This window comes from Lysinibacillus sp. EB106-09-02-XG168, from assembly GCF_058791475.1.
This window is the reverse complement of sequence record NZ_JBYTDN010000003.1, coordinates 1,995,507-2,007,061: the sequence shown is the minus strand read 5'-3', so window position 1 is coordinate 2,007,061 and position 11,555 is coordinate 1,995,507. Positions and strand designations below refer to the sequence as shown.

The window sequence follows — 11,555 nt, the reverse complement described above, 5'->3', positions numbered from 1 at the left end:
GGAAAATAATTATTTAGGATTGTAGAGAATTAATTCAGCAATAATTTTCTTAATTTTAATCCTTATTTTCAAATTCCATCTTTTAACAAAATATTCGTTGCCTGTATTTTTTTCATATTTTAAATGAGCATCGAATTTAGTATCTTCTTTTACTTGTTAGGCATTTACTAAAACAGTTCCATCTGCCAGCAATTTCTTCACTATTGTTTTGGTAGGCTTCTTCTTCATTGTCGCTAAAAATTTATCGTTTTTCCAATTACTGCAGCCGAAGCCTTCTGCTCTTCCATCACGCTATGACCACATATTGGGTATTCTTCTTCGCACATGTTATTTTGCTGAGTTTCACATCTTCACTATTTTTAACCGTCTGAACGGCATTTAAAGTGAAATTAACAATTACATGCAAGAACTATAAATTTCTTTTTTACTTTTCATTAAACTCAAATTCTATTTTTCCTTCTACCAAACGAAGAGACGCATTAAATTGTTTACCATTTTTTGATTTAAACCCTTTAAGTAAAGCTGTTTTACCAATCTTACATAAATCATTAATGTTCTTTTCAGTTAGTTTTTTTCCTAATAGCCTTCCTGGGAACGTTTGCTTACAACCATTTTTATAATTCGAGCAACCGTAAAAGCTTTTACGCAAGCCTATTTTTCCTACTTTACATGTCGGACACGTCACAATATCTTTTACAGCAGTTGGTTTAAACTGCTCTGCGTCTATTGTAAGTAACTCTAGCTGTTTAGGAACCTCGGCTATTAATTGATTAACAAACTTGCCTATGCTTTCAATAAAATGTTTTGCAGAGCCTTCTCCACGACCAATTTTATTTAAGTAAATTTCCCATTTTGCAGTCATGGATGGGCTTGAAAGTAATGTCCCTTCAATTGACCGACATAAAAGCTCCCCTTTAGGCGTAATACTCACTATGTTTTTTCGCACTTCAATAAATCCATGCTTTTTAATCGTCTCTATAATGCCACTCCGAGTTGCTTCTGTGCCAATACCTTCAATCGATTTCAGCACCTCGATTTCCTCTTCATCCTCAACTGATTTACCGCATGTTTTCATCATTGTAATGAGTTGCCCTTCTGTATAAGGCTTAGGAGGTGTTGTCGTGCCTTCTAAAATAGAAATCTTACTTTGTACCTTCTCACCTTGGAGAACGACAGGTAACGACTCTTCACGCTCCTTTACCTCTTTTTCGCTTGAAAACAACTCTTTCCAACCTTTTACAAGTTCTGTTTTCCCTACCGTTTTAAACTCTATATTTTTGACATTCGTTAAAATCGTTTTTTCATCGTATTCATAATCTTGATGGAACATAGCGAGTGTCGTATTGACTATCTCAAAATAAATATTACGTTCATCAGCATTCATTGATTGTAGCGCTTTTTCTGTCGGCACTTTTTTCGTTGGAATAATAGCATAGTGCTCCCCAACGTTTGCACTGTCGACGTAGCGTTTGTTATTCCCTCGATTTAGCGCATTAAATGACTTTCCCACGAGCTGCTGATATTTTGCCAATGATTCATTTAAATAGGCAAACTCATTATGTGTAATGAGTTGTGAATCGGTACGTGGGTAAGAAACGAGCTTTTTCTCATAAAGTGATTGCGTTAGTTTCAACACATGCGACGGACTGTATTTCCAACGTCTATTAGCAGCCGCTTGTAATGTTGATAACGCATGTAGTTTGGGTGGTGCAATACGCTTCGTTTTGTTCGTTACACTCGTAATTAGACCAGTATCCACCGGTTCAACCCCATGTTGTTGTAATAATTGCACAGCCTCTGCACGCTCTTTTGTTTTTAACTTTGCCTTCCCTTTATATACACCATTTTGTGCTTTAAAAACCCCTTCAATTTCATAAAATTTTTCAGGCTTGAAATGTTCGATTTCCTGTTGTCTTTTATAAATTAAATATACGGTTGGCGATTGCACACGACCGATAGAGATACTACCCTTAAAGCCCTTTTTTTGTAATAGTAGTGTATATAGGCGACTACAATTCATGCCTACTAACCAATCGCTAATTTGACGTGTTTTTGCTTCTTGGTACATGAGCAGATCACGCTCATTACTTTGCATATTGTTAAAACCTTTTCGAATTTCCTCAACCTCTAATGAATTGATCCATAATCGTTTAACAGGCTTATTTACTTTCGTCATTTTTAAAAGTGAGTAGAAGATATTTGAACCCTCACGTTCACTATCGCAGCAGTTATAAATCATTGTTACTTGAGGATCACTAAAGATTTTTTTTACGGCATTAAATTGTGTATACATTTTAGAGACAACTTTATCTTCAAATTTTTGAGGAATGATCGGTAATGAACCAAGCGACCATTTCTCCCATTCCTTTTGATATTCTTTTGGTTCCTTTAATTCAACAAGATGACCAACTGCCCAGGTAATTACTGCACCCTCAGGAAAAGTAGAACAAGGTTCCAATTCAATAAATACTTTCTCTTTTTGTTTAATTTTAAATGCGTCTGCATAAGCCCTTGCTTGAGATGGTTTCTCTGCCAAAATGGCGATTTTCCCCATTAATCATCACATCTTCTTTAAAATATTTTAGTAGCTTTTTATATAAAAACATAAATTACTACTATTTTACTTTAAACAATTTAAAATATCACTTACTAAAATATTTGTACCAGAAGCACCCTTCAAATATTTTCAATCGCTAGTCACAAGCCAATCGATTTCGTCTAGCTTCATTAAAATTTGTGCAATTTTTGCGGAATCAGGCTGCTATGATTTAACTAAGTAATTTTCATTTATCACTTTATTACCAACTATCGCTAATGCATTTAAACATGTAATATGTGTCATTCGGGTAAAGCTTATTTTCATCCCCCCGTTAATGGAAGCAAAACTTCAATTCTGTGAGTTTTAGGAGTGGTAGTTTAAAACTTTCTATAATAACTACGACATACGTGACTTTTAATCTAATACTGTTATACCAAGGTTTATATAGCATCTTAGCCAAATTGTTAAGATGCTTTTTTCATCCCTCAAAAAGTCGATGGGTTAAATTAGGGTTAAAATTCTTTTAATGAAAATAAATAAACACAAACGTCGACTGCTCTAATTGAACGATCGTGCCACTTCGTATTAGTTCAATAAAGAAAAACATACTAAGATTAGTAGTGCAGACCAAGGCATTGGTTCGTACTACTATTTTTTTATATAGTAGAGGTGAAGAATAGGTCGGGCAGCTCTTTGGATCTTGAATCCGTAAAAAAAACTGACCTACTTCACAACCTTATTTGAATCAGGTTTAAGTATGTTGGATCCTTTGAGATCGTGTATAAGAAATGGGAATCAATAAGGCTAATGTGAAGACTTCAAAACACATAGGGAGGGAGAACATGAAACATGTCATCGCCTTTGATATTAGTATGGGAAAGAGTTATATGGTTGTCTATAACGCGCTGAAAAAATGTCAGTTGGAAAAGGAAATTGCGCACAATCGACCGGGATTTATGGACCTTAAAAAGTTAATTGATGACTTAATTGAAGGATATGATGAGCAACCTCATATCGTATTTGAATCTACAGGAGTCTATTCAAGAACACTGGAACGTTTCATGCAAGAGAACAACTATAGTTATTGCCTATTAAATCCCTTGGAAGCAAAACTCCAATGTGATTCCTTACGGATTCACAAAACTGACCGAAGTGATGCACATCGATTGGCACTCACACACTTTACGCACGAAAGACGGATTGAAACAGATTCCAATGATGTTTACCGTCAGTTAAAACGATTATCGAGACACTACAGCGAATTGGATGATGAATTGAGCGTCACCCGCAGTCGATTGCATAAGGTCGTCCAGGAAACATTTCCTGAACTCGAGAATATCTTCACGACCAAGTCTGAACTGTTCCTAAACGTAGTACAATTATACCCTCATCCAGATCTAGTCTTGAATCATTCAAAAACAATCATTAAAAATCGAATACTCGCAAACACAAATAAACGAATGGCAGTAAACAAAGCAGAGGAAAAAGCTGTTGAATTAATAGAAGCCGCAAAGCAATCTTACCCCGCCGCGTCTTCAACAGATGTGGTTTGTGATCAAGTTCGTGTATATGCTAAACGGTTTCAAGAGCTTCTCCTTCAGAAAGAACAATGTATCAGTAAAATGGAGTCGATAGCCGAAAGGCTTGAAGAGTATAGCATAATACGTAGTATTCCGGCTATTGGAGCTAACTCAGCTGTCAGAATCATAGCAGAAATTGGGAACATTCAGAGGTTTGACAACAACAGACAGTTGAATGCCTATACAGGTATTGATATTAGGCGGTATCAATCCGGGAAGTTTATAGCTAAAGACAAGATTAATAAACGCGGCAATAAACACCTACGTAAAATAATGTATCTAACCGTTCAGAACATGATTAGACAGCGACGATTTGGTGGAAATCACATCGTTGAGTACTACGATAAATTAAAAACGCAACCCTATAACAAATGTCATAAGGTTGCCTCCGTCGCATGTGTAAACAAGTTATTGAAAACGATCTTCTTTCTTGTCACACATAATCAAAACTACGACTACAGGTTGGCTCCCTAGTACAGTCGTAGCATCAGTTTAACATACTAAAGCCTTATGAAAAATCGAAAAATCACTAGGCTTATTCAGCATGGCCCAATTTATCAAAATAATATCAGAGAGTTAAGAAAGTTATTATAGATACTTGACTAATCGTAAGAAAAGAGCTGCCTATGCAGCTCAATAATCTTTAATTTACGCACCCGATTGTTGAAGAACTATTACTTAAGATTTTTAAAATATAGCTGTTTGATTGCTGAAGACTGAATAGCCTTAACAGGGTAGAATGCCCTTCAAATTTCATCTTAGTTGAAGGGCACTCTCACTATTTAAAACAACTTTTTAGCGTGCTTATTTAGCGGAATCGTTCGGGCATCACGAGATTTAGAAATTCAACAATACCATTCCCAATCATAAGTTCTACTCTATCTTGATCAGCTAAAATTCTTCTGATGGTGTCTTCTTTACCTTCCAACACTTTACTTGTCCAGTGAGGATCGATGATAAGAGATCGTCCTACTGCCACTAATTCAGCATTTTTCAAAGTATTTTCAGCATCTTCTTTCGTACGTACATCACCAACACCAATTAGAGGTAAGCGACCAACATTTCCCTGATTTAGCTTTTAAAACTACATTAATTATAATTTCGTTCATTATTTTCCCTCTCCTTGTTAAGCCATATTCTTCTCTTATTCATACATATAAGAACGCGTCATAGGAATTGAATCATTAATGCCTTTTGTAAATACAAATTGATGTAAATCAATATTCCCCGTAAAGAATGATGCCGCACAGGCATTTAAATATAAGCGCCACATACGAATGAATCTTTCATCTTTAGTCTGACGAATTTCCTCTAATGCATTTTCAAAATTTTGAGCCCAATGTTGTAGGGTTTTACCGTAATGTCTGCGTAAGCTTTCCACATCAACAATATAAAATTGTTGGTTTGTCATATTGGTGATTAATTCGTTGACAGCGGGAACATATCCACCGGGGAATATATATTTATCAATCCAGCCATTGGTAGCACCATTCGTTGGAGAAGTAATACAATGAAGCAGAGATACCCCGCCGTTATTTAATAATTTATTAACTGTTTCGAAGTATTCCGTAATGTGGTCTTTTCCTACATGTTCAATCATGCCTACGCTAACAATTTTATCAAACTTACGATCTTGAATATCACGATAATCAAGTAAAGATACTTCAACTAACTCAGTAAGTCCCTCTTGCTTAATTCGCTCAGAAGTCTTTGTATATTGCTCCTCACTTAATGTTACGCCCATAGCTTTAACGCCATATTGCTTTGCCGCAGCCGTGATCAGTTTACCCCATCCGCAACCAATGTCCAATAAAGTATCACCTTTCTGAAGATTTAACTTCTTTAAAATATGATTTGCTTTATTATGTTGAGCTTTTTTTAGAGAATCATTATCACTTAGAAAATATGCACAAGAATATGTCATTGTTTCATCGAGCCACAGTTTATAGAAATCGTTCCCGATATCATAATGGTGAGCAATATCTTCTTTATTTTTTTGTTTTGAGAAATTCCATTTACTTTTGAAATATTGCAATTTACTATTACCTAAAAAGCTATCCTGCTTTTTATAAATAGATTGAATTGCTTTTTCAAGGTCTCCTTGTATTTCAAGATTTCCATTCATATATGCTTCACCGAATGCTATAGAAGGGTCCTTCGCAATCTCTTTTTTTGATAGAGGCTTATGAAATGTTATATGAAATAGAGGTTTTCCTTCACCATATCGTACGGTCTCTCCATTCCAAAGTGTTATTTGAACAGGGTCTGAAAAGAGATTTTTAAGTATATTTTTATAAAAAATTCTTCAACCATATAAACATCTCCTATAAATAAGTTAAAAGCTACCTTGATAATCAATCCATTTAGAATTAGCTAATTATGATTGAGATGAAGGTAAATAACAGTACGTACTAATATGAACAGCCAAGGCTTTTTTGAAAAAGCTCTTGGCTGCTGTAAATCTTCAGATTTACATAAATACTCAATATATATTTTGTAATGCTTCTAAGCAATCTTTATAGATGCCATGGAATAGATCTATAGCTTCTTGGTCACTAACACCTACAGGCGTAAAACTTCCAGACCACTCTACCAACGTTGATTTACCATCAGTATCCGCTTTAACGTGGATTGTAGATAAATAATCAGTAACCGGAAACGGTGCTTTCATAATTGAATACGTGTAGTAGCGTTCCTTATGATTGAATACTTCTAAACGCTCTACAATCGTATCACCATCAGGATTAGCTAGACTACGTACACGTCCACCCTCGCTTATTTTACTGCTAGGAATATAAGGTAACCAGTCTGGAAGGGAGTCAAAGCCTCCGATTAGCTGCCATACTTGGTCAGGTGAAGCTGGAATTTTAATAGATGTAATAGTATTTGCCATTTTGATTATTCTCCTTTTTATTTAACGTCGATTGGCAGTGGTGCATTCGGTGCAATCAATTTTTGTTTGATCATTTCTTCCCAGAATGCTGCTGGAATGACTGTTTTCAATGCAGCTTGGTCTTCTGCAATTCGCTCTGGTTTAGTCGCACCAGGAACGACAGCAGCAACCGCTGGATTCGCTAGTGAAAATTGTAACCTTGCCGCCTTTACGCTAATTTGATGACGATCTGCAATATTTTTGATTTTCTCCACTTTTGCCATAATTTCTGGTGATGCTTTTTGATATTCGAAGTGAGCTCCTCCCGCAAGAACACCTGAGCTATAAGGACCACCAACGACAATATCCATATTGTGTTTTTTAGCTGCAGGCATTAGACGTTGTAACGCTCGTTCATGGTCTAGTAATGAATAACGACCAGCTAACAAGGATACATCCGGCTTTGCTTCTTCTAAGTCCAGCATAAGTTCAATTGGTTCTACGCGGTTTACTCCGAGTCCCCACCCCTTAATTACTCCTTCTTCACGTAATTGTGTAAGCGTACGGAACGCTCCTGTTCGAGCTATTTCAAATTGTGCCAGCCACTCATCACCATAAAAATCCTGGGCTGGATCATGAACAAAAACAAAATCCAGACAATCCGTTTGTAAACGTTTTAAACTATCCTCGATAGAGCGAAGGGTTGCATCGGCGCTATAGTCAGGGATAATTTTATTTTTACGACCAAACTCGAATATTCCACCCTTTTCTCCAAAATCACGTGCAGACGGATCTTCTAGTTCATCTGAAATAATTCGACCTACTTTTGTACTTAAAAAGTAATCATCACGATTTCTTTTCGATAGGGCTTCACCAAGACGAATCTCTGATAAGCCTGATCCATAAAGTGGAGCTGTGTCAAAATAACGGACTCCACTTTCCCATGCTGCATCTACAGTTGCTAATGCTTCTTCTTCTGGAATATTACGATACATATTACCTAACGGTGCTGTACCAAAACCTAGTTGTTTTCCTTGCAGTAAATCTCGCATTTATAAAACCCTCCTAAGGTTAGTATTAAAAATTGGTGCAAGTGTGTTCAATGACTGGAATCAACAAGTGTCATTTCTCTACCTGGCAAAACTGATTATGCAACACCTAAACATTAAAAAAAGTACGCACTTTAAAGTAATATGGGCACTAATAAGTACCTATAACTACTAAAGAATGCATATGAGTGTCCACAGAACCTCAGTTTTTATACAGTTCCAGGATCAATTAAAAAAGCTCAGGCTCAAAATAAGTTGAGTATCTAAGCTTTGTTACTATATTTTTAAAATATTTAAAAAACTCTGACCATATGATGAACACTACTTGACGTGTGAGAAAGAGTTGTTATAATGACATTAATATATGAGTATATGAACAGATGAACATATATTAATTTAAAATAGAAATCGGGATTAAGAAATGTTAGATATTATTGTGATTGGTGCTGGACAAGCAGGATTGAGTATGGGGTATTATTTGCAACAAGGAGGCTATAATTTTGTCATATTCGATGGAGAAAAAAGAATTGGGGATACATGGAGAAATAGGTATGATTCCTTGATTTTATTTACATCTAAATCATATAGTTCACTGCCAGGGATGAAATTAGAAGGAGATAAAAACGCATTGCCTACAAAAGATGAAATCGCGGATTATCTTGAATCATATGCTAAACGTTTTTTGTTACCGGTGAAAACGGAGACGACTGTACTTAAAGTACAAAAAATAAAAAGTACATTTGAATTCACTACTGATAAGGGAATATTTCATTCTAAACATGTTATCATCGCATCTGGCGCTTTTCAGAAACCGTTCATTCCTTCAATTTCCCAAAGTCTTTCACAAGAGGTGTTTCAAATTCATTCTTCCCAATACCAATCACCTGAGATGATTCCAGATGGTCCAGTTCTTGTCATTGGAGGAGGAAATTCTGGTACGCAAATTGCGACAGAACTTGCTGAAAATCGTAAAGTAACCATCGCCATTAGCCATCCTTTCAAATTTTTACCACTTAATATTTTAGGCAAAAGCATTTTTTATTGGTTAGAAAAGATTGGTCTCTTATTTGCAGGAACGGATACAAGGCGCGGATTATGGTTTCGAAAACAAAGTGACCCAATTTTTGGCCTTGAGTTAAAATATCTTATCCGTAAAGAGAGAATACATATTAAACCGAGAGTAATAAAGACACAAGACAGAGAAATAATATTTAATGATCATAGTAAAACAAACGTACAAAATATTATTTGGTCAACAGGATTTGTTCCTGACTACAAATGGATCGATATAGAGGGAGTTTTAGATACAAATGGTTTTCCTCTTCATAAAAGAGGTTTGAGTCCAATTCAAGGGTTATATTATATTGGACTACCGTGGCAACATCAAAGAGGATCGGCACTTATTTGTGGAGTCGGAAAAGATGCTGAATTTTTGTACTCGGTTCTGAAAAAAATGATTTAAGCTTTTTCAATTTCGCGTAATTGTTAATCGCTTCCCCACTCCAGTTTCATTAATAAGCTCTTCTTAACTGTTGCTCTACGTGCCATTAACGTATACAAAAAACCAAGGAAAAGACAATCACAGCTTTTCCTTGGGATACTCTGTTTACTCAAAACCTATTATTAAACTTTTAGCCCAAATCCCTATTTCAATATTTATCTCAAGGCAAGCTAATGCAGCAATATGGCCCATCGTCAAAGCCGGGTGTAATCAGGCTTTCATTATATTTGCACCAACTGCAAAGACTTCTTAACCCCCTGAACATCTTTTGCTAATACGCTCTTCACATTGGCCCCAAACCATTCCAATGACGCATCTACCTCCATGTCTACTTCTGCTAGGAATTCACCATAATCAACTGCACCTTCAAACAACGGAACCATCCCTTCTCTAGACCCTGCTGCAGCATAAACATTGTTTGGAGCAAAAACATCAAGTTGGGCACGTGAGGCAATATTTTTAAAGTGATAATGTGAGATATAAGGACGAAGTTGCTTCATGGCGACAATAGGGTCCGTCCCTGATTCCCATATATGTAAAACGTCAAAGTTCACTCGTAGGCTTGAGTGATTCGTTTCTTCGAGTAACTGCATTGTTGAAGGTAGATTATCTGTCAACGTATTCGGATGAGTTTCAACAAGCAAATATTGCCCTCTTGACTCAAGATAATCACAAAGCATTCTAAGTCTGAAAATAAGTTCTTCCCTTTCTTTTGTACTCGTGTCTGAGCTGCCCTTCTTTCCTACAAATGTACGAATCTTATTTGTTCCCCAGCGCCTTGCAAGTGAAGATAACCTCTCAGTTTCAGCCATCATCACAGATACTGGTGCTTCTAATGGCAAATAATCACTAAGCATGCTCGTTTCCAAACCGTAGGAGCTTAGCCAATCTGCTCCATAATGAAGTTCATCTGCCAAGTTCTTTGCATGAACACCCCAGAGCTCGATTCCTTGAAAACCTTGCGTTTTTGCAAATTGGGCTAATTGGTCAATCGAGTAGAGATGGTGCCGAAACGAGATTGTACAGATAGATAGTTTCATATTATAACCTCTTTCTTGTGCTGTAATGTTAACCATGCTTCAAAACATTCTTGTAATCCATGCTTTATCTTGAACTCAAGGAGATTTTGTTCTTCTAACTTCACAAAAATATCTTTCGCTAATAATAAATCTTGCGTCATCGCCAGTTTCATCGCTCGATACTGAATCGTTGTATAACCATTCACTAGACGCTCAATATCATCACACCATTTGTCAAAGCCTTCCTCATCGCGGCCTAGTGCTTCCCAAAAAAATGCAAACGCATGCTCATATGCATACTTTCTAATCGCTATAACCGGCAATTGTTTTAAAGCAGTCGGAAGCTTTGACATAATTTCTTGTCCTGCAATATACTCTTTAATAATTTCAGTAATTGCATCTGTCAACGGATTACAATGAAGCTTTATACATGTATTAAAATAGGCTTCAACCGTCTCTGTAGTTGGCGCAATAATCGTCTTTGCATCAAAGTAATAGCCACCTTCGACAGTTGGCTCTTGAATTGCAGCTAAAATCCTCTCCTTCGGTAAAATCCCTTCCCAGCGAAAATCAGGGTCATACATAAACCATTCTTCTTCATTTTCTGTCGATTCTAGCATCACATAATGAGGGAATGGACGTTGATGAAATTTATTCTCTCGCTCGGGAAGCATCGATAAATCCAGCATCACCATCACATGTTGATTTGGAGATTTATTCTCTAATAACATTAGCAGTTTGTTCGTATTTTCTTGTTTTGATTGCTTTTCGTCATACCATTTGTATAACTTGATTCCATAGAGCATTTCATACCATGTTTGAAAGAAGTGATGATCAATTTGATCAGAGTGGTATGTTAGCACTCCGTTTTCGAGCACATCAAAATCTGCGTCCCATACCCCAAAATAGTAGGGCCTATGATCGACGCCTTTCGTTTTCTTAATAACCTCACAAACACAGCTTACAAAACAATGAACTTTTATCATTTTTAGCCT

9 protein-coding genes are annotated in these 11,555 nt (G+C 36.3%); 2 read left to right on the top strand and 7 right to left on the bottom strand.

Features of this window, described 5'->3' with window-relative positions:
- Positions 1-424: 424 nt before the first annotated feature.
- Positions 425-2,554 (bottom strand): type IA DNA topoisomerase, encoded by a 2,130-nt coding sequence (locus tag AC3WSO_RS10525; RefSeq protein WP_492530578.1) that lies wholly within the window; start codon positions 2,552-2,554, stop codon positions 425-427.
- An 827-nt stretch (positions 2,555-3,381) separates the two neighbouring features.
- Here AC3WSO_RS10525 and AC3WSO_RS10520 point away from each other — a divergent pair.
- Positions 3,382-4,593 (top strand): IS110 family RNA-guided transposase, encoded by a 1,212-nt coding sequence (locus AC3WSO_RS10520; protein WP_492529187.1) that lies wholly within the window; start codon positions 3,382-3,384, stop codon positions 4,591-4,593.
- A gap of 334 nt (positions 4,594-4,927) precedes the next feature.
- Here AC3WSO_RS10520 and AC3WSO_RS10515 read toward each other — a convergent pair whose 3' ends face one another.
- The 4 genes from AC3WSO_RS10515 to AC3WSO_RS10500 all read right to left on the bottom strand — a co-directional run bounded on the left by AC3WSO_RS10515 (position 4,928) and on the right by AC3WSO_RS10500 (position 8,043).
- Positions 4,928-5,116: a hypothetical protein gene (locus tag AC3WSO_RS10515; RefSeq protein ID WP_492530576.1), complete on the bottom strand. Its 189-nt coding sequence runs from the start codon at positions 5,114-5,116 to the stop codon at positions 4,928-4,930.
- 147 nt (positions 5,117-5,263) lie between these two features.
- On the bottom strand, positions 5,264-6,421 hold the full coding sequence (locus tag AC3WSO_RS10510) for a class I SAM-dependent methyltransferase (protein ID WP_492534314.1): 1,158 nt from the start codon (positions 6,419-6,421) through the stop codon (positions 5,264-5,266).
- A gap of 180 nt (positions 6,422-6,601) precedes the next feature.
- On the bottom strand, positions 6,602-7,012 hold the full coding sequence (locus AC3WSO_RS10505; RefSeq protein ID WP_492530574.1) for an SRPBCC family protein: 411 nt from the start codon (positions 7,010-7,012) through the stop codon (positions 6,602-6,604).
- A 17-nt stretch (positions 7,013-7,029) separates the two neighbouring features.
- Complete coding sequence (locus AC3WSO_RS10500) at positions 7,030-8,043, bottom strand: aldo/keto reductase (RefSeq protein WP_492530573.1); 1,014 nt, start codon at positions 8,041-8,043, stop codon at positions 7,030-7,032.
- 418 nt (positions 8,044-8,461) lie between these two features.
- Here AC3WSO_RS10500 and AC3WSO_RS10495 point away from each other — a divergent pair, with 418 nt between their 5' ends.
- On the top strand, positions 8,462-9,502 hold the full coding sequence (locus tag AC3WSO_RS10495; RefSeq protein WP_492530571.1) for a flavin-containing monooxygenase: 1,041 nt from the start codon (positions 8,462-8,464) through the stop codon (positions 9,500-9,502).
- 260 nt (positions 9,503-9,762) lie between these two features.
- Here AC3WSO_RS10495 and AC3WSO_RS10490 read toward each other — a convergent pair whose 3' ends face one another.
- Both AC3WSO_RS10490 and AC3WSO_RS10485 read right to left on the bottom strand, forming a co-directional pair.
- On the bottom strand, positions 9,763-10,581 hold the full coding sequence (locus AC3WSO_RS10490; protein WP_492530570.1) for a sugar phosphate isomerase/epimerase family protein: 819 nt from the start codon (positions 10,579-10,581) through the stop codon (positions 9,763-9,765).
- Complete coding sequence (locus tag AC3WSO_RS10485; RefSeq protein ID WP_492530568.1) at positions 10,578-11,546, bottom strand: DUF6005 family protein; 969 nt, start codon at positions 11,544-11,546, stop codon at positions 10,578-10,580. Before AC3WSO_RS10485 ends, AC3WSO_RS10490 begins: the two co-directional genes overlap by 4 nt.
- Between the last annotated feature and the right edge of the window lie 9 nt (positions 11,547-11,555).

What these genes read in the sequence shown, in the direction of transcription:
- AC3WSO_RS10525 (WP_492530578.1), bottom strand. Translation starts at nt 2,554, where the DNA reads ATGGGGAAAATCGCCATTTTGGCAGAGAAACCATCTCAAGCAAGGGCT.
- AC3WSO_RS10520 (WP_492529187.1), top strand. Translation starts at nt 3,382, where the DNA reads ATGAAACATGTCATCGCCTTTGATATTAGTATGGGAAAGAGTTATATG.
- AC3WSO_RS10505 (WP_492530574.1), bottom strand. Translation starts at nt 7,012, where the DNA reads ATGGCAAATACTATTACATCTATTAAAATTCCAGCTTCACCTGACCAA.
- AC3WSO_RS10500 (WP_492530573.1), bottom strand. Translation starts at nt 8,043, where the DNA reads ATGCGAGATTTACTGCAAGGAAAACAACTAGGTTTTGGTACAGCACCG.
- AC3WSO_RS10495 (WP_492530571.1), top strand. Translation starts at nt 8,462, where the DNA reads ATGTTAGATATTATTGTGATTGGTGCTGGACAAGCAGGATTGAGTATG.
- AC3WSO_RS10490 (WP_492530570.1), bottom strand. Translation starts at nt 10,581, where the DNA reads ATGAAACTATCTATCTGTACAATCTCGTTTCGGCACCATCTCTACTCG.
- AC3WSO_RS10485 (WP_492530568.1), bottom strand. Translation starts at nt 11,546, where the DNA reads ATGATAAAAGTTCATTGTTTTGTAAGCTGTGTTTGTGAGGTTATTAAG.